Annotated in this window: 17 protein-coding genes and 1 pseudogene; 7 read left to right on the top strand and 11 right to left on the bottom strand. The window is 69.1% G+C overall.

From position 1 onward, the window contains the following. Positions 1 to 70 precede the first annotated feature (70 nt). From AB4Y92_RS12455 to AB4Y92_RS12445, 3 genes are all read left to right on the top strand, one after another. Positions 71 to 688 carry a hypothetical protein gene (locus tag AB4Y92_RS12455; protein WP_441819933.1) on the top strand — a complete coding sequence of 206 codons (618 nt, stop codon included), beginning with the start codon at positions 71 to 73 and terminating at the stop codon, positions 686 to 688. A 17-nt stretch (positions 689 to 705) separates the two neighbouring features. Next, a complete protein-coding gene (locus tag AB4Y92_RS12450) occupies positions 706 to 1,950 on the top strand; it encodes an NIPSNAP family protein (protein ID WP_441819932.1) in 1,245 nt (414 codons plus the stop codon). Between the two features lie 94 nt (positions 1,951 to 2,044). After that, complete coding sequence (locus AB4Y92_RS12445) at positions 2,045 to 2,740, top strand: helix-turn-helix transcriptional regulator (RefSeq protein ID WP_057941083.1); 696 nt, start codon at positions 2,045 to 2,047, stop codon at positions 2,738 to 2,740. 617 nt (positions 2,741 to 3,357) lie between these two features. Here AB4Y92_RS12445 and sigJ read toward each other — a convergent pair. From sigJ to AB4Y92_RS12425, 4 genes and pseudogenes are all read right to left on the bottom strand, one after another. After that, positions 3,358 to 4,245, bottom strand: coding sequence for an RNA polymerase sigma factor SigJ (gene sigJ, locus AB4Y92_RS12440; protein WP_441819931.1), 888 nt, complete (start codon positions 4,243 to 4,245; stop codon positions 3,358 to 3,360). A 138-nt stretch (positions 4,246 to 4,383) separates the two neighbouring features. Continuing rightward, the gene (locus AB4Y92_RS12435; RefSeq protein ID WP_441819930.1) at positions 4,384 to 4,827 is read right to left on the bottom strand and encodes a carboxymuconolactone decarboxylase family protein; all 444 of its coding nucleotides are present in this window, start codon (positions 4,825 to 4,827) and stop codon (positions 4,384 to 4,386) included. A 156-nt stretch (positions 4,828 to 4,983) separates the two neighbouring features. After that, positions 4,984 to 5,631, bottom strand: coding sequence for a response regulator transcription factor (locus tag AB4Y92_RS12430; protein ID WP_441819929.1), 648 nt, complete (start codon positions 5,629 to 5,631; stop codon positions 4,984 to 4,986). Continuing rightward, positions 5,628 to 6,870, bottom strand: a pseudogene (locus AB4Y92_RS12425) (sensor histidine kinase). The gene AB4Y92_RS12430 and the pseudogene AB4Y92_RS12425 overlap by 4 nt, the downstream one beginning before the upstream one ends. Before the next feature lie 111 nt (positions 6,871 to 6,981). Between AB4Y92_RS12425 and AB4Y92_RS12420 the strand changes: the two are divergent. Both AB4Y92_RS12420 and AB4Y92_RS12415 read left to right on the top strand, forming a co-directional pair. Next, positions 6,982 to 8,340, top strand: coding sequence for an alpha/beta hydrolase family protein (locus AB4Y92_RS12420; protein WP_441819928.1), 1,359 nt, complete (start codon positions 6,982 to 6,984; stop codon positions 8,338 to 8,340). A gap of 266 nt (positions 8,341 to 8,606) precedes the next feature. Then, on the top strand, positions 8,607 to 9,992 hold the full coding sequence (locus tag AB4Y92_RS12415; protein ID WP_441819927.1) for an FAD/NAD(P)-binding protein: 1,386 nt from the start codon (positions 8,607 to 8,609) through the stop codon (positions 9,990 to 9,992). Positions 9,993 to 10,028: 36 nt separating this feature from the next. Here AB4Y92_RS12415 and AB4Y92_RS12410 read toward each other — a convergent pair whose 3' ends face one another. From AB4Y92_RS12410 to AB4Y92_RS12390, 5 genes are all read right to left on the bottom strand, one after another. Further along, complete coding sequence (locus AB4Y92_RS12410; RefSeq protein WP_441819926.1) at positions 10,029 to 11,948, bottom strand: hypothetical protein; 1,920 nt, start codon at positions 11,946 to 11,948, stop codon at positions 10,029 to 10,031. Positions 11,949 to 12,054: 106 nt separating this feature from the next. Then, entirely contained in the window at positions 12,055 to 12,858 is an 804-nt protein-coding gene (locus AB4Y92_RS12405) for a COG1470 family protein (RefSeq protein ID WP_441819925.1), read from the bottom strand. After that, entirely contained in the window at positions 12,858 to 13,328 is a 471-nt protein-coding gene (locus tag AB4Y92_RS12400) for a hypothetical protein (RefSeq protein ID WP_441819924.1), read from the bottom strand. The genes AB4Y92_RS12405 and AB4Y92_RS12400 overlap by 1 nt, the downstream gene beginning before the upstream one ends. Further along, complete coding sequence (locus AB4Y92_RS12395) at positions 13,328 to 13,951, bottom strand: hypothetical protein (RefSeq protein ID WP_441819923.1); 624 nt, start codon at positions 13,949 to 13,951, stop codon at positions 13,328 to 13,330. Before AB4Y92_RS12395 ends, AB4Y92_RS12400 begins: the two co-directional genes overlap by 1 nt. A gap of 68 nt (positions 13,952 to 14,019) precedes the next feature. Then, the gene (locus AB4Y92_RS12390) at positions 14,020 to 14,646 is read right to left on the bottom strand and encodes a hypothetical protein (RefSeq protein WP_441819922.1); all 627 of its coding nucleotides are present in this window, start codon (positions 14,644 to 14,646) and stop codon (positions 14,020 to 14,022) included. Positions 14,647 to 15,153: 507 nt separating this feature from the next. On the opposite strand from AB4Y92_RS12390, the gene AB4Y92_RS12385 reads away from it, so the two are divergent. After that, positions 15,154 to 15,672 (top strand): DUF6622 family protein, encoded by a 519-nt coding sequence (locus AB4Y92_RS12385; protein ID WP_441819921.1) that lies wholly within the window; start codon positions 15,154 to 15,156, stop codon positions 15,670 to 15,672. A gap of 231 nt (positions 15,673 to 15,903) precedes the next feature. Here the strand turns inward: AB4Y92_RS12385 and phhA are convergent, their stop codons facing one another. Then, positions 15,904 to 16,797: a phenylalanine 4-monooxygenase gene (gene phhA, locus AB4Y92_RS12380; RefSeq protein WP_441819920.1), complete on the bottom strand. Its 894-nt coding sequence runs from the start codon at positions 16,795 to 16,797 to the stop codon at positions 15,904 to 15,906. Positions 16,798 to 16,933: 136 nt separating this feature from the next. Between phhA and AB4Y92_RS12375 the strand changes: the two genes are divergently transcribed. After that, positions 16,934 to 17,410, top strand: coding sequence for an Lrp/AsnC family transcriptional regulator (locus AB4Y92_RS12375; protein WP_215055024.1), 477 nt, complete (start codon positions 16,934 to 16,936; stop codon positions 17,408 to 17,410). Here AB4Y92_RS12375 and AB4Y92_RS12370 read toward each other — a convergent pair. Then, positions 17,382 to 17,972 carry a cytochrome c oxidase assembly factor Coa1 family protein gene (locus AB4Y92_RS12370; RefSeq protein ID WP_441819919.1) on the bottom strand — a complete coding sequence of 197 codons (591 nt, stop codon included), beginning with the start codon at positions 17,970 to 17,972 and terminating at the stop codon, positions 17,382 to 17,384. The genes AB4Y92_RS12375 and AB4Y92_RS12370 overlap by 29 nt on opposite strands. Positions 17,973 to 18,003 lie beyond the last annotated feature (31 nt).

The raw sequence follows: 18,003 nt of genomic DNA, 5'->3' as shown, positions 1-18,003 counted from the left end.
TGACAGCAGGCTGGCAGCAGCCCGGGCCCATCGTGCCGGTGTGCGATCGGCACGGTGAGGGGAGCGGGCATTGGATACCACGGACGTGGACAAGCAACGGCGCACGATGCTGCGCCTGGGCGCCGCCGCGCCACTGGCGGCGCTGGCCGGCGCGCTGCCGGCGGAACCTGCGCCGCCTCGCGCCGCGCTCAAGGCGTCCGCGCCCGAAGCTGTCGTAGCCGCGGCCGACGGCCGCCACGATTTCGACTTCTATCACGGCCGCTGGCAGGTCAAGAACCGCCGTCTGGCCAAGCGCTTGGCCGGCAGCCGCGACTGGATCGAATTCGACGCCACCGACGAATGCCACCCCGTGCTGGCCGGCCTGGGCAGCGTCGATCGCTACCTCACCGACTGGAACGGCGGCATCGAAGGCTTCGCCCTGCGCCTGTACCGGCCGCAGAGCAAGCAATGGCACGTGTACTGGGCCAGCGACCGCGACGGCGTGCTCGAAGCGCCGCTGATCGGCGGCTTCCGCGACGGCGTGGGCGTGTTCGAAGGCCAGGAACTGCATGAAGGCGCGATGCTGCCCTCGCGCGCGCTGTGGACCGACATCCGCGCCGACAGCGTGCGCTGGGAGCAGGCGCTGTCGCCCGACGGCGGCAAGAGCTGGGAAACCAACTGGGTCATGCACATGACCCGTCTGCCATGAACGCACCGGTGACGCCCATGAACACCCACTCCGCGGCCGCCGACGGCCGCCACGACTTCGACTTCCTGCACGGCCGCTGGCAAGTGCACAACGAACGCCTGCGCCAGCGCCTGAGCGGCAGCGACGACTGGGAAATCTTCCACGCCCGGCAGACCTGCGAGCCGGTGCTCGGCGGGCTGGGCAACGTCGATGCTTTTCTGAGCGACTGGCATCGGCCCGGCATGGCCGACACCTTCCAGGGCATGACCTTGCGCCTGTTCAATCTGGAACATCGCCACTGGAGCATCTGGTGGGCCGGCAGCCACGACGGCGTGCTGGAGCCGCCGGTGGTCGGGGTTTTCGAGCAGGGCGTGGGCCGCTTCAATGGCGAACTCGAACACGAAGGCCGGCCGGTGCAGGCGCGTTTCATCTGGAGCGACATCAGCGCCAACACCGCGCACTGGCACCAGGAATTCTCCGCCGACGGCGGCCGCACCTGGGAAACCAACTGGCATATGTGGATGCACCGCAGCGACGAGCACGGCCGCCTGCTGCACGAGGACGCGACGATCGAACTGCGCCAATACCGCATGAATCCCGGGCGCCGCGACGACTTGATCGACCTGTTCGAACGCGAATTCATCGAATCGCAGGAAGCGGTGGGCATGCACGTGATCGGTCACTTTCGCGATCTCGACGATGCCGACCGCTACACCTGGATGCGCGGCTTTCCCAATCACGCCCTGCGTGCGGCCTCGCTCGACGCCTTCTATTCCGGCCCGACCTGGCTACCCCATCGCGACGCGGCCAACGCCACCTTGCTCGACAACGACGACGTGCTGATGCTCAAGCCGGCGCGGCCGGGCTCGGGCTTCGCGCCGGCCGCGCGCGCGCGCGCGGCGGTCGGCAGCCGCGAACAGTCGGCCGAGGTGGTGATCGCCGGCCTGTGCGCCTTGAACGCGCCGGCGCAGGACGGATTCCTGGCGCGCTTCGAACGCGAGTTCGCGCCCTTGCTCGGCGAAGGCGGCGCGCAGTGGCTGGCGACCTACGTCGATGACGCCTCGCCGAACGGCTACCCGCGCCTGCCGGTGCGCGAGGGCGAACACCTGCTGGTGTGGTTCGTGCGTTATCCCGACGAAGCGGCGCAGCGCGAACACGCGGCGCGGCTGGACACCGATCCGCGCTGGCGCGCGGCATTGGCCGAGGCCTTGCTGGGCGAGCTCAAGCAGGCGCCGCAGCGCTTGCGGCTGTCGCCGACGGCGCGTTCGGAGCTGCGGGCGTGATAACGGCGGGCCGGGCCCGCCGCGACCTGTGGCGGCCATCGCGCGCCGGCCCGCGCGCGCTTGAGCGCGAGGGCGCGGCGCGGGATCATGCCGCATGCGCCGCGCCGACCGACTGTTCCTGCTGATCCATGCCCTGCGCGGCCGCCGCCAAGCGATCACCGCCCAGCAGCTGGCGCAGACGCTGGAAGTGTCGCTGCGCACGGTCTACCGCGATGTCGCCGACCTGCAGCGTTCCGGCGTGCCGATCGAGGGCGAGGCCGGGGTCGGTTATCTGCTGCGCAAGGGCGCGGACATCCCGCCGCTGATGTTCAATCCCGACGAGCTCGAAGCCCTGGTGGTCGGCAGCCGTTTCGTGCGCGCCTTCGGCGGCGAGCGCCTGGGGCGCAGCGCCACCGCGGCGCTGTTGAAGATCGAGGCGGTGCTGCCGCCGGAATTGCGCGATCGCAGCGCACGCACGCGTATTTTCGCGCCGGAACTGGAAAATCGCATCGAGGCCAGCGGGCTGATCGACGTGCTGTACGGCGCGGTTCAAGGGCGGCAACTGCTGAAGTTGACCTATCGCGACGGCGAAGCGCGCGCGAGTGAGCGCGAGATCGAGCCGCTGTGTTTGTCGTTCTGGGGCGGCAGCTGGACCTTGGGGGCGTGGTGCCGGCTGCGTGAGGATTACCGCAGCTTCCGGCCGGACCGGATCGTCGCGCATGTGGTGACCGGGGAGACGTTCGCCGACAGTCGTGAGCGCGGGTTGGATGGGTATCTGCGTTCGGTGGGGGCGCAGGGGTTGGAGCGGTAGCGTCTGTGGCCTTCTTTGAAAAAGAGGGGTGCGCGCTGCGTTGGTACGATGTCGGGGATGCGGCTCGCGCGGGGGATTTGCGTGTTGCGCGGTGAAAAGCAAATCCCCCCTAACCCCCCTTTTTCAAAGGAGGGAACAGCTTTGCGGCGCGTCAATCTGCCCCCTTTGAAAAAGGGGGCTGCGCGCTGCGTCGGTACGAAGTCGAGGGGATGTGGCTCGCGCGGGGGATTTGCTTCGTGCGCGGTGAAAAGCAAATCCCCCCCTAACCCCCTTTTTCAAAGGGGGGAACAGCTTTGCGGCGCGTCAATTTGCCCCCTTTGAAAAAGGGGGCTGCGCGCTGCGTCGGTACGAAGTCGGGGAGATGTGGCTCGCGCGGGGGATTTGCGTGTTGCGCGGTGAAAAGCAAATCCCCCTAACCCCCCTTTTTCAAAGGGGGGAACAGCTTTGCGGCGCGTCAATTTGCCCCCTTTGAAAAAGGGGGCTGCGCGTTGCGTCGGCACGAAGTCGAGGGGATGTGGCTCGCGCGGGGGATTTGCTTCGTGCGCGGTGAAAAGCAAATCCCCCCTACCCCCCCTTTTTCAAAGGGGGGAACAGCCTGGGGGCCGCGGCGCGCGCCCTCAACGAATCTTCACCGCCTCCAACCGAGCCAGCTTGTCCGGGTTGCGCATGATGTAAATATCGCGCAATTGATCGTCCTCATCGTAGCCAAAGCTCATCGCCGCCTCGATGCGGCCCTCGCGTTCCAGGATCACGCCGCGCGAGCCGTTGAGATCGACGAACACCCAGCGATCCTCGCGGCAGGCCGGATGCAGCACCGATTCGATGAAGCCCAGCACCGCGTCGCGCCCATGCAGCGCGCGCGCCACCGCGCTGACCTTGCCGCCGCCGTCGGCGTGCAGGGCGATCTGTTCCGACAGCAACGCCGCCAAGGGCGCGGTGCGGCCTTCGACCAGCGCGGTCTCGAATGCGGTCAGCAGGCGGTCCTGCTGTTCGGCCGGGGTGACGTGACGCACCTTGGCCTGCTCGACATTGCTGCGCGCGCGCTGCACCAGTTTGCGGCAGGCGGCTTCCTCCATGTCGAGGATGCGCGCCACGTCGGCATACGGCTGGTCGAAGATTTCATGCAGCAGGTACGCCGCGCGCTCCTTCGGCGTCAGCCGCTCCAGCAACAACAGGAAGGCGGTCGATAGCGAGGAGGCCAGCGACAGTTGTTCCTCCGGTTGGCCGGCGGTTTCGGCGTGGATGGGCTCGGGCAACCAGTCGCCGACGTAATCCACGCGGGTGCGATGGGCCGAGCGCAGCAGGTCGATGCAACGGCGCGTGCACGCGGTGGTCAGCCACGCGCCCGGGTTGTCGATGCTGGCGCGATCGGCGGCCTGCCATTTCAGGAACGTGTCCTGCACCGCGTCTTCGGCGTCGGCGCGCGAGCCGAGAATGCGATAGGCCAGGCCGGTCAGCATCGGCGCGGTCTGGGCGAACAAGCGGTTGTCTTCGGCGGCGGTCATGGCGATGTAAGTGCAAGGGGTTCAAAAAAGGCGACGCAGATGATAGCCGGACGCGCAGCGCTTCCGGTCGCCGAAATGTTGCGGTGAAGCAGTGTTCCGGCAGCGACGGCGACACGCACGCCGCCATATACGCGCGACTCAGTGCTTGGACACCTGCAGCCGGTTCCACAGATTGATCATCGCGATCGCCGCGGTCATCGTCGCGATCTGCCGCTCTTCGTAATGCGCGCGCAGTTCGGCGCGCAGCGGCGCGTAGTCGGTGGCGGCGTCGAGCGTGGTCAGCGCTTCGGTCCAGGCCAGCGCGGCGCGTTCGGCGGCGCTGAAGTCGCCGGCGTGGCGCCACACCACCAGCCGGTCCAGGCGGTCGTTGGTTTCGCCGTCGCTGCGCGCTTCGCGCGTGTGCATCTTCACGCAATACGCGCAGCCGTTGATCTGCGAGGCGCGCAGCTTGATCAGGTGATAGATCGCCGGCGGCAGTTTTTCTTCGTCGGCCAGGTTCTTGATCGCCGATTCCACGCCGCCCAGCTGGGTCAGCAGCTGGGGGAGTTCGCGTTCGTACTTGACCGGGGCGGTGTCGCTCATGGGGGCGTCCTCTCAGGGGGTGATGTGTCTATACCCTGTTCGACGATCCAGGCCTGCGACCCGTGACATGTCCTGCGAAAAAAGTCGGCGCGACCGGCGCCGGAGAGGTGCAAACCCAGGCAGGACGGGGCTCGCGGAGCAACCCCTGCGGTGGCCTCAGATGACCCGCAAGGTAATCGCCTTGAGTACCGCCCGGGTGCGATCGCGGGTATCGAGCTTTTCCAGGATCACCGAGACATAGTTCTTGACCGTGCCCTCGGCCAGGAACATCGCCCGCGCGATTTCCTTGTTCGAATAACCGCCGGCCATCAGCCGCAGCACCGAGACCTCGCGTTCGGTGAACAGCGCGCGCGGCGCGTCGTCGGCGTGATAGCGGTAGCGCGCGCGCACCGGCCCGGTGCTGACTGGCTGCAACAGGGTTTCGCCGGCGGCGACGCGCACGATCGCTTCGCGCAGGTCTTCCGGCGCCGCGTCCTTGAGCAGGAAGCCCTGCGCGCCGGCCTCGGCCGCGCGCAGCAGCAGATCGCTGTCGTCGAAGGTGGTCAGCAGCAGCACCGGCGTGCGGTCGCCGCGCTCGCGCAATTTCGTCAACGCGTCGATGCCGTCCAGGCCGGGCATGCGGATATCGCTGAGCACCACATCGACCGGGCTTTGCGCCAGGCCATCGAGCAAGGCCTGGCCGTCGTCGGCTTCGAAGACGATGTGCAGGCCCAGGCGTTCGAGCAGGGCGCGCAGGCCGGCGCGCACCAGCATCTGATCGTCGGCCAGGGCCAGTCGCAGCGGTGCCTTGGGCGGCGCGCTCATGCCGGCCTCGCGGGATTCAGGGGAAAGCTCGCGTCGATGCGCATCGCGCCTTGTCGGTTGCGGGAAAGCGCCAGGGTACCGCCGGCGGCGTCGATGCGTTCGCGCATCCCGGCCAGGCCGTTGCCTTCGCGCAGCGGGCCGCGCGCCTGGCCGTCGTCTTCGATCCGCATCCGCAACGTCGCGCCGTCGCGACGGATATCGACGACCACGCGCTCGGCCTCGGCATGGCGCGCGCTGTTGGTCAGCGCTTCCTGGACCACGCGCAGCAAGGTTTCGGCCAGCGCCGGATCGGTCAGATGGATGTCGTCGTCGATGCTCAGATCCAGCGCCGGCTTGGGCATCGGCGCGGCCAGCGCGCGCAGGGCGGTGGCCAGATCGAGACCCCGCGCATCGCGCAACGCCTGGACCACGCCGCGGATGTCGCCGAGCAATTCGCCGGCCAGTTGCTGCGCCAACTGCACTTCGCGGCGCTCGGCGAGGTCGGGCTCGGCCGCCAGCGCGCGCAGGTTCAACATCATCGCGGTGAGCTTATGCCCGGCCACGTCGTGCAACTCGCGCGCCATGCGCAGGCGCTCGGCGTCGCGCGCGCTGTCGGCGAGCAGGGCGCGGGTGGCGAGCAGGTCGGCGTTGACCAGGGCGAGGCGGTCGCGGGTCTGCTCGGCGTTGCGCGCGTAGTGCGCGATCAGCGCGGCGAAGGATTCGAAGCCGGCGAAGATCACCGTGATCACCAGCGGCGCGGGGCTGCCGCCGTAGAGCAGGATCAGGTACAGGGCGAGGTTGATCGCCAGCGCCAGCGCGATCAGCACGCGCGGCGGATACGCCGTGGTCAGGTGCGCGATCAGCACCACCAGCAGCGCCGGCGCGGCGCCGCCGCGCGAGGCGAACCAGCACACCGTCAGCGCGCTCGCGGTTTCCAGCGCGAACAGCGCCGCGCGCCAGGACCGGCGGCGCTCGGGCAGCAGATCGTGGGCAAGGAAGCTCGCCGCGAAGGTCAGCATCGACAGCCACAGGATCGGCGCGTCGCGGTCGCCGGCGTAGCGCAGCGACAGCGCGACCGCCAGCCAGGTCAGCAGGGCCGGCAGGTTCATCGGTTGCAGCACGGTCCTGCGCAGCAGCGTGGTCATGACCGGCATGCTGCGGCGCGGCCGCGGCGCTGGCAATGCTTGCGCGGCAGAAAGTGACTTCCGGCAGGTGCCGGCGATGCGATGCCGGGCCCGTGTCCGCGGCGCAGCAGCACATCGGCGGATAAAACGAAAGTGTCTACAGTTGCCGAATTTTCGCCGCGCGCGGATGCAACCGCCGCGGCGCGGCGCGCATCACAAGCCATGACCTCCTTCCACGGCTTCGCTGATGAACACCTTCGTTTTGCGCACCACCGCCTTGTTGACCGCGTTGCTGGCCAGCGCCGCCGCCGTCGCCGCCGAACCGGCCGCCGCCGCCCAAGCGCCCGACGCGCGCTGTCACGCCGGCGCCTATCGTCTCGACGACGACAGCGTGGTCTCGGTGGGCACCATCGACAAACCCGAGCAGCTGCGCTGGCGCCTGCTCGACGGCCGCACCGGCAAGCTGACGCCGAAGGACGGCGCCTGGGTCAGCACGCGCGGCTGGACCGATCGGCCCGACGGCGTGCAGGTGTCGTTCGGCGCCTGCGACGAAGGCCGCATCCAGTACCAAGGACACGCCGGCAAGAAGATCAAGTTCGACATCGCCGATACCAAGTTCGAAGGCAAGGGCGTCACTCTGCGCGGCCGGCTGGTGCTGCCGCAGGGTTCCGGCCCGGTGCCGGTGATCGTGATGGTGCACGGCTCGGAGAACTACTCCGGCGTCGACACCTATTACCAGCAGCATCTGTTCCCGGCCGAAGGCGTGGGCGTGTTCGTCTACGACAAACGCGGAACCGGCGGATCGAGCGGCAAGTACTCGCAGAATTTCCACGACCTGTCCGACGACGCCTCCGCGGCGCTGCGCGAAGCGCAACGCCTGGGCGGCCCGCGCATCGGCCGCATCGGCTTCCACGGCGGCAGCCAGGGCGGCTGGGTCGCGCCGTTGGCGGCGACCAAGACGCCGCAGGCGCAGTTCGTGTTCGTCGGTTTCGGCCTGGCCGACAGCGTGCTGGCCGAGGATCGCGATCAAGTCGTGCTGGACCTGCGCGCGGCCGGCTTCGGCGATGCGCAGACCTTGCGCAAGGCGCGCGAGGTGAGCGACGTCACCGGCCTGATCGCGTCCACCAACGGCAAGCGCGGCTGGGAAGCGCTCGACGCGCTGCGCGCGAAATATCAGGGCGAGCCGTGGTGGAAGTCGCTCAAGGGCGAGTACAGCGGCATGATCGCGCTGCACACGCGCGAGGAATCGATGGCGGAGATGGCGAAGTACGATTACGAAGTCAGCTGGGACTACGACCCGATGCCGGTGCTCAGGACCTTGAAGACGCCGCAGCTGTGGGTGCTGGGCGGCGACGACGTCGAGGCGCCGCCGCAGGAGACCCAGAAGCGTTTGATCGCGCTGGGCCAGGCCGGCCGGCCGATCACCAGCGTGGTGTTCCCGCAGGCCGATCACGGCATCCTGGAATTCGAGAAGGACGCCAAGGGCGAGCGCCAGCACACGCGCACCGCCGAGGGGTATGTGCGCATGCAGCTGGATTGGGTGAAGGACGGGACGTTGAAGCATTGGCCGTATGGGACGGCGAAGCGGTTGGCGGGGCCGAAGTAAGGGCTGTTGCGCAGCGCTCGCGAAAGGCTCGGCTCCTGTTTGCAAGCATCCGCAATACAACTCCCTCTCCCGCCTGCGGGAGAGGGAATCGAGACACCGATCGCTGCGCATCATTTTTCAATTCCGCGACACTCGTAATTCCCGTTAGTAATGACGAAGTTCCGCATCGTTCGCGCCGCTTTACGAAGCGGTAACCCGCGCTTTACACACACCGCGGCGCGATCCTCTAGAACGTGGGCTCCCCATCGCGTCGCAGGAGCCGCGTCATGCGCATCACGATCGTCGGAGCAGGGTTCAGCGGCAGTGCGCTGGCCAGCGAGTTGGCACGCCAGGCCGGGCCGGGCGTGGAGTTGTGCCTGGTCGGCCAGACGGAAAGTTACGGCCGCGGCGTGGCCTACGGCGAGGCGCGGCCGGAGCATCTGCTCAACGTGCGCGCCAGCGATCTGGGCGCGACGCCCGATCGCCCCGGCGGTTTCGCCGACTGGCTCAACCTCACCGACCGCGCCCGCGGCAGTTACCTGCCGCGCCTGCTCTACGGCGAGTACCTGCACGCGCAATTGCAGACCGCCGTCGCCGGCAGCACCGCCGGTTTCAGTCAGATCCGTCACGAAGCCATCGCGGTCGAACGCGCGTCGGCGGGCTTTCGCGTGCATCTGGCCGACGGCAGCGATTTCGTCAGCGACCGCGTCGTGCTCGCGCTCGGCGCGCTGCCGCCGCAGCCCTTGCCCGGCGTCGGCCCGCGCCTGGCGATCCACCCCAGCTACCTGGGCTGGCCGTGGCAGGACGGCGCCATCGACGCGATCGCGCCCGATGCGCGGCTGTTGATCGTCGGCACCGGCCTGACCATGGCCGATGTGGTGGTCACCCTGCAACGGCGCGGCCATCGCGGGCAGATCGTCGCGCTGTCGCGACACGGCCTGTTGCCGCGCGCGCACGGCGAACAGCCGCCGGACGCGATCGCCCTGCCGCCGGCGGTGCTGCACGCGCTCGACCGCCATGCGCCGCGCGAACTGCTGCGCGCGCTGCGCACGCTGACGCCGGTGATCGCCGACTGGCGCAGTCTGGTCGATGCCTTGCGCCCGCATCTGCAGAAGTTCTGGCAGGGCATTCCCACGCCGCAGCGCGCCAGCTTCCTGCGCCATCTGCGCTCGTACTGGGAGATCGCGCGCCATCGCATCGCGCCGCAGTTGCACGATGAACTGCAGGCCCTGCGCGAAAGCGGGCAGCTGCAGATCCGCGCCGGCCGCCTGCTGCGCGCGCGGCGCGGCGACGACGCGGTCGAGGCGCTGATCCGCGAACGCGGCGGCCAGCGCCTGCACACCGAGCGTTTCGACGTGTTGATCCGCGCCACCGGCCTGGATACCGATGTCGAACGCAGCACCCATCCGTTGATCGCGCATCTGCGCGAGTCGGGGCTGGTCGCGGCCGATCCGCTCGGCCTGGGGCTGCGCAGTTCGGCGCAGTTCGAAGTGCTCGATCACAAGGGCGTGGCGGTGCGCGGCCTGTATGCGATCGGGCCGCTGCTGCGCGCGCAGTTGTGGGAGATCACCGCGGTGCCGGAGCTGCGCGTGGCCGCGCGCGATCTGGCCGCGCGGTTGTTGTCGAATTCGGCGGCGTCGCGGCAGGCGGCCGAGCGCGTGGCGATCGCTTAGGCCGGCGCCGCCAACGACGGCAGGCGAAGCCGCGCCTCAGCGCGGCCGCGTCGCGCCGATATCGATGCGGCGGGTATCGCGCACGTCCACCGTCACCGGCAGCGCGCCGTCGGCCACCGACCACGGCAGCGGCAGGTTGTCGGCGATCACCTGCAAGCGGTGCGAGCCGACCGACACCCGTGCGAACGCGAACTGGCCGTTGCTGTCGGTGCGCACCGAATAACGTCCGTCCAGCACCACGGTCACGTTGACCGCGGCCAGCTCCGAAGCCGCGCGCACGCCGTCGCCGTTGTCGTCGAGGAAGATCGAGCCGGCGACCTCGCCGGTCGCCGCGCCCGGCGCGCCGCCGATCACCGCCAGCGGGCGGCCGGCCTGATAGTCGTAGCGCAGGCTCAGGAAGCCCGAGCGTTCGCGCGGCAGCGACTGGAACGGCGAATCCACCGTCAGCGGGTCCAGCGCGAACGGCGAGCGTTGCGAGCCGCGGCTCTGATACAGCGACGCGCTCAAGCCCCAGCCCGGGGCGATGCGCCAGTTCAAGCCGAGATTCAGATCGACGCCGCGCAGCGCCGACGGGCCGTCGCCGCGGGTCCAGCGCGCGTTGCCGTCCAGCGACCAGCGCTGGCCCAGTTCGATGCCGCCGTACAGCGACACGCTGGCGGTGCGCGTCGGGCTTTGATCGGGATAGCTCAATTCGCCGTAGCCCAGCGATACCGACAGGCGCCGGCCTTCGCGCAGCGGCAGCGCTTGGTCGATGCTGGCCTGCCAGCTGCGGCCGATGCCGCGGCCGCCGTCGGCCTGATCGAGCTGCAGGCGGGTCAGGCCCCAGTCGCTGCGCCGGTCGAGGAAGCCTTGCAGCGAATAACTGTCGCTGCCTTCGACATGGCGCAGGCTGGCGCTGGCGCCGTAACCGAGCGAACTGCTGGCCTGATAGCGGGCGAAGCCGGTCGCGTATTGGCCGTCGAAACCGTGGCCGCTGATCGAGTGGATGTCATCGACGCCGGCGTTCCAGATCCAGCGGCCGTATTGATAGGCGATGCGGTAATAGCCGCCGCGCACGTCCTGGTTGATCGGCAACGCGCCCCAGACCAGACCCGGATCGAGCGAGAACAGGCCGTAGTTGTGGCGATAGCGGCCGCGCCGGGAACTGGCGTCGATCCAGCCGCCGGTGGCGTCGCCGCGATCGCTACGCGCATCGCCAACGCCAGAACTGCGGCTGTTGAGCAGATTGATCTGTACCGAATCGCGCGCCGAGCTCCAGGCCGCGGCCCAGTGCGCGGCCTGCGATGAACCGGTGGCGAGCGCGGCTTCGCCGAGCGAGTCGGGCACGATCCGGCCGTCGGTGCTCAGCAGCGCCGCCGACGCGGTCCAGCCCGGCGCCGGCCGCCATTGCGCGCCGACCGCGCCGACTTGGCCGTCGGCGGTATCGAAGCCGGTGACGCGGGTGCCGTTGTAGAGGCCGGCGCGGCCGAACGCGGCATATGCGCTCAGGCCGTCGGCATCGCGATTCCATTGCGTGCTCAGGCCGGCCAGCGCCACCGTCGGCAGGAAGAACCGGTACTGATTGCGCTGCAGATCCAGCGACGGCGTATTGACCACGCCCAGGCCGTTGTCGAGCCGCCAGCCGCCGTCCAGGAACAGGCCGCGTTGCCACAGCGTGGCCGCGCCGCCCCAACCGCCGCCGTCGCCGTAACGCGCGCGGTCGCTGTGGAAGGCGGCCGCGTCCAGCGACCAGCTGCCCCAGTCCGCGGTTTCCCAGTAACCGCCGGCCGACAGGCCTTGTTCGCCGTAGCCCTCATCGCCGCGTTCGGTGCGGGCCAGATCGAGCTGCACGCGCAGCGAACGCGGCAGGCCGCTGCTGTCGGCGACTTCGTCGGAATCCGGCGGCAGCGGCGCCAGCGCTTGCGCGGCGATGATGCGGTCGCGGTATTCGCCCTCGGTCGATGCGGCCGCGCCCACGGCCTCGCCGGCGAGCGCCGGAGCGCACGCGCAGACGATCGCAACGGCGAGGCAGGCGGCGAGCCTGCTCCGCAGCGGGGCGCGCGGTGGACTCAACGGCGCGCGCTCACGGGCTCAGCCGGGCGTCGAGTTCGAGCCGCTGCTTGCCCCAGTCCAGCGCGCCTTTCAGCTGCAGCGGATAGGCGATGACCGGCGGCGCCGACGCGGCGTCGTCGGCCTGCGGCGTGAGCGCGATGGTGCGGGTTTCGCCCGGCATCAGCGGCAGGCTGCTGGGCAGGAAGCTGAGCTTGCGGCCGTTGGCGTCGGTGCCATCGACCAGGCCTTCCAGGCGGCTGTGCGCGTTGCCGTCGTTGCGCACGCGCAGCACCGGCAGCTTGCGGCCTTCCACTTGCGCCACGCCGGTGTCGAGCAGATGCAGTCGCGCGGCGGCGTCGCCGACGCCCAGGTAGACGATGATGCCGATCCGTCCCGACACCGGCAGCGCGAGCGCGCCGCCGACGGTTTCCGGATCGCCTTCGAGCAGGATCGCGAAGCGGCATTCGCCGACCGGCGCATCGGCCGGCACCGCGACTTCGAAGCGGTAGCGGCGCTTGCCGTTGGCCGCGACCTGGATATCGGCCGCTTCCAGCCCGACCCACGGCCGGCAACTGCCCGGCGCCAGCGCGGTGTCGAACACCGCCGAGCCCTGCGCGTCCAGATGCCAGTCGGCGGTCTTCAGGGTGTAGTGCGCGGCGGCGCCGGAGACGTTGGAGATCTCCACCACGTTGCGATACACCGTGCCGGGCTTGACCTGATCTTCGAAACGCGGCGGCGAGACCAGGGCGGAGAAGCCCTGCGCGCCCGCGCCGGCCGGGGCCAGGGCGCAGGCGGCCAGCAGCAGGCCGGCGATGTCGAGACGGAGCTTGCGCATCACAGATCGTCCAAGTCGATTTCGAAAGAGAAGTTGAGCGCCTCGGCGCGCACCAGGCGCTGGCCGTCGGCTTGCAGGGTCAGGCGCAGGGTGTCTTCCAGCGCGCTGTCGGAAATCAGCCCGCTGTAGACCAGCGTGCGTTCGCCGGCACGCAAGCTGCCGGGCAACAGCCGGCCCTGGCTGCTCCAGGTGGCGCTGAGCGGACCCGACGGCGAGGCCGGCAGGGTCATGTAGATGCGGCCGATGCGGCCGCGCCAGGCGGCCACGTTCAAACGCAGCGCGACGTTGAGCGCGCCGGTCACGCCCGAGCGCGAAGCGCCGCCGGGGAGCGGTGAATCCCAGCGCATCTGCACGCTGTTGTTCGATACCTGGGTGCCGCTGTCGTCGACGCGATAGGTCGCCGCCGGCAGCGTCGCCGGCGCGGTCAGCAGCGCGGCGGCGAAGATCGCGATGCGCAGGCGCCGCCGCATCACGGCGCGCTCAGGGTGTAGGTCACCCGGCCGGTGTAGACGCCGGCGGCGACGATCGCATCGTTGGAATAACTGAAGGTGTGGCAGCTCTCGCGCCAGCTGTTGACCGGGAAACTGGCCAGGACCTGGGTGCCGCCGGTGAACTGTCCGGCCGCGATCGGCTGCGCGCCGGTGTCGTTGTTGCCGCTGCTGGTCCACTTGATCTGCGAAAACGCGATCGCCTCGCCCTGGGCGTTGGTCAGGCTGGTCGGCGCGGTCGCGCTCAAGGTCGCGGTGCCGTTGACGCCGGGCAGGCGGTAGAAGCCGCCGACATAGATCTGCGCGGGCACGTTGCAGAACGCGAAGCCGTCGTAGTTGCTGTTGGCCTGGGTGGCGTTGGTGGTCATGACCTGGTCGGTGCCGTTGCCCAGGACCGCGGCCGGCACCGTCACCGACACCACGTTGAGCGCGCCGCCCGAGCCGGGCGTGCCGCCGCTGCTGTAGTTGCCGGTGAACACGCCGTTGCCCACGCGCAGATACACCGCGCGGGTGCCGGGCAGGATGGTCGCGGTGAACGCGCCGGCCGCCTGCGACCATGCGCAGGCGAGCAGCAGCAGCGCCCCGCCGCGGAAACGTGCGGTCATGGCGGACCTCGGAAAGAGAAGCGCCGCCGCCGGGTCGGCGGCGGTGCATGACGCGTGTGCGTTGCCGCTTACGGCATCGACGCGGTGTAGGTGACGCGGCTGTTGTTGGTGTTGGTGCCGCCGTAGGTGCCCGGAGCGACCACGTTGCTGTTGAGGTAGGCGAAGGTCCAGCGCGCGTCGCGGTTGATGACCTTGCCGGTGGCCGGGGTCAGGTTGACCGTGGTGGTCGCGCCGTCGGCCAGGGCCGGGTGCGGCAGCGCCACCGGCGAGGTCAGCGCGGTGACCGTGGTGCCGATCTGGCTGTAGGAAATCGTGTCGCCCGCCGCGCCGTTGCTGAGCGCGCCCAGGGTGGTCGAGGTGAAGGTGATGTTGCCGTTGTTGCCCAGCACCTTGGCGGTGACCGCGCCGTTGCCCAGGTCGCCGGACGCGGCGGTGGCGGCGATGGAGCTGCCGTCGCCGACATTGGCCGCCGGCACGGTGAAGGCGATCTGGTTGATAGCGGCGTTGGTGGTGAAGTCCGCGCCGGTGCCCACGCGCAGGAACAGGATCTTCGGAACCGTGATCTGGAAGTCCAGGCGGGCGCTGGCGGTAATCGGCGTGCCGGCGCCGGTGGTGAACTGCGATTCGGCTTGGGCGATCAAGGGCAGGCTGGCCAGCAGCGTAATGGCCAGTAGGGCTTTCGGGAGCTTGCGCATGGTGGATTGGAATCCGAAGAGGGCTGCCGGGGAATCCGGAGCTCCCGCCTGATAAAGCACAATCCATGCCAAAAATGTGAATTCAATCGCATTGTCATTTGTTAGCAGGGCGTTATGCATTGTCGATAAATGTGACGGTTGCCGCGAACTGCGGTTCAGGTGCCGGGCCTGTCGGGATTCGCCGTTTTTGGTCAGGCGCGCGCGGCGGATGTGACGCGGTTGGACCAGCGGCGCGGAGCGCGGGTCCCGCGGGAGCCCGATTCAGGTGCCGATGCCGCTACTCCACGGCACGACTCGGACAAGGCGCCGCGGCAGCGGATATGGCGATGACTTCCGGCAGGTCGGATCGATGACCGCCGGGACTGCGACGCGGACGCGCGCCGGCCGAGCATGAGCGCCACACCGCAGCGGGCCCTCCGGCGACATCGGGACGGCCGCGACGGCTACGGCCCGACCGTCGCCGCGCCCGCCTCTGCGGTGAGCCCTTCCCATCCGCCGAGGTTCGCCATGCCGCTGTCCGCCCTGTTCTCGCAAACGCCTTTGTGGGTGTTCGCCCTGCTCGCCCTGCTGGTCTGGCTGGGCATCAAGCGCCTGCAGGCGCGCACCACGCCGCTGACGCGGGTGTGGATGGTGCCGGCGGTGTTCATCGTCTGGGGCGTGTCCGGCCTGTTTGCGCGCGGCGGCGCGCCGATCGACATCGCCGCGCACTGGTTCGCCGGCGCCGTGCTCGGCGGCGCGCTGGGCGCATGGTCGCTGTCGCCGGCGTCGCTGCGGTTCGATCACCGCAACCGCCTGGTGCACCAGCCCGGCAGCGTGCTGCCGCTGCTGCGCAATCTGGCGATCTTCCTCGGCCACTACGTGCTGCAGGTGATCGCCGCGACCCAGCCGCACCTGCGCGACAGCGCGATGGGCTGGGACGTGTACGTGTCGGGTTTGAGCGCCGGCTACTTCATCGGCTGGTCGATCCGTTTCGTGCTGGGCCAGCGGCGCGCACCGCAGACGGATCTGTTTGCCAGTGCGGCTTGATCGGAGCGCAAAGCGTCGGGGCTGAAGCCCCTCCCACAAAAGACTTCGCGGTCGCGCGGTGTCTGGGGCTGGTCTGAGCTTTGGTGGGAATTACTTGATCTGAGCGGAAAGCATCGGGGCTGAAGCCCCTCCCACAACAGATTGCGTCGCCGCGAAGTTTTTTGTGGGAGGGGCTTCAGCCCCGATGCTCTTCGCTCAGATCGCTCAGATCGCTCAGACCAAGACCACGACTCAGACGTCGCCATCCAGCAACCAACCCTCGCCGGTGCCGCGGGTGTAGACCGTGTCGGTCGCCAGCACCTCGCCGGCCGGGATCGAATCCTGCTTCGCCAGGCGCTGGTAGATCGGCGTGAAATCCGGCTCGGTCGCGCGCATCAACTGCTCGAAGCTGTCGATGACGAAGTAGGTCTTCTGGTAGGTGTCGATGCGGTAGCGCGTGCGCATCAGCCGCTCCAGGTCGAAGCCGATGCGGTTGGGCGCGTCCGATTCCAGGCTGTAGATCGACTCGCCCTTGGACGAGACGATGCCGCTGCCGTAGATGCGCAGCCCGTCGGCCTGCTTGATCAGGCCGAATTCGACCGTGTACCAGTACAGGCGCGTGAGATGCACCAGCGCGTCGGGATCGATGCCGTGCGCCTTCACGCCGCCGCGGCCGTAGGCCTGCATGTAGTCGGCGAACACCGGATTCATCAGCAGCGGCACGTGGCCGAACAGGTCGTGGAACAGATCCGGCTCGGACAGGTAATCGATCTGCTCGGGCTTGCGGATCCACCACGTCACCGGGAAGCGGCGGTTGGCCAGATGATCGAAGAAGGTCAGCTCCGGCAGCAGGCCTTCCACGCCGATCAGCTCCCAGCCGGTGTGCGCGCGCAGCACGCGGTTGAGGTCGTCGAACTTGGGAATCCGATCCGGCGTCATCCGCATCGCGCGCTGGGCGGCGATGAACTCGTCGCTGGCGCGGCCGACCAGCACCTGCTGCTGGCGTTCGAACAACTGCGCCCACACCGAGTGGTCGTCGGCCGAATACGACGCCCACGGCTGCTCGATCACGGCGGTCGTATAGACCGGCACGTAGCCCTTGTCGGTGAGCTGATGTTCGACGCGCTGCGGGGTGGCGGTGTTCATGCCGGGTCGCTCCTGACCACGAGGGGAGGTGATCACACGACTTTAATCGCGATTCGGCGCAATTAGCTTGCGTTGTTGCGTGTTTCGGCCGTCTTGGCGCAAGATTGTTGCGTCATTAACCTGTAAGGCGCTGAAAATGGCCAGCATCGAACTGGACCGCACCGACATCGTCGTGTTGGCCGAATTGCAGCGCGACGGCCGCCTCACCAACGCCGAATTGGCCGAGCGCGTGCATCTGTCGGCCTCGGCCTGCCTGCGCCGGGTGCAGCGGCTGGAACGCGAGGGCGTGATCTCCGGCTACCGCGCAGAAGTGGACGCCGCGCGCCTGGGCCTGGGCCTGCAGGCATTCGTGCGGGTGCGCCTGGGCCGCCACGACAGCGAGGCGGTCGGCGCCTTCGCCGAGTTCGTCGAAACCTGGGACGAAGTGGTGGCCTGCTACGCCCTGACCGGCGACATGGACTACCTGCTGCAGATCGTGGTGCGCGACCTGGAGCATCTGTCGCGCTTCCTGCTCGACCGTCTGCTCAATCAGGCCGGCGGCGCCGACATCAATTCCAGTCTGGTGCTGCGCACGGTCAAGACCTTCAAGGGCTTGCCGCTGCCGTCGCGGTGACATCGGCGTCGGCGCGCGGCGCGGGCTCTTCCTCGGAGTCGGGTTGCTCGGAGTCGGGCTCGGCATCGGAGTCCGGGTTCGACTCCGATTGCGGCGAGGTGTCCTGCGCCGGCGCAGATCCGCCCGGCGCCGAGCCGCCGTTGCCGAGCAGGTCGATGCGCTGGTCGCTGCCGTCGATGGCGACTTCGATCAGCGAGTACGACCAGCGCCCGGCGGCGCGATCGGCCTTGAGGTAGAGCCGGCCCTTGCCGCGCGGACCGGTGAGCGGCAGCGACAGATCGGCGTGGCCGTCGTCGTTGCTGGTCTGCATGCTGCCCTGGATCATCATTCCGACTTCCAGCGGCGTGCCCAGCGCGGCGACCACGGCCGGATTGGCTTGCGCCAGCGTCACGCTGTGGCGCACCGGTTCGGAGGACGCGAACAGCCCCGAGGCGCCCTTGATGCCGAGCCCGATCAGGCCGACCAGCGCCAGCGCGGCCAGCAGCAGCACGGTCAGGCAACCGGTGGGGACGAACCATTTCCAGTTACGGCCAAACCAGCCGGGATTCGGGCGGTCGTTCATCGCGGACTCCGTTGCGCGGTCGATGGCCGCA

This window comes from Lysobacter sp. TAB13, assembly GCF_052113885.1.
Lineage (GTDB): Bacteria > Pseudomonadota > Gammaproteobacteria > Xanthomonadales > Xanthomonadaceae > Lysobacter > Lysobacter gummosus.
Note: the sequence above shows the minus strand (reverse complement) of the source record. Positions and strands in the feature narration are given on the sequence as shown.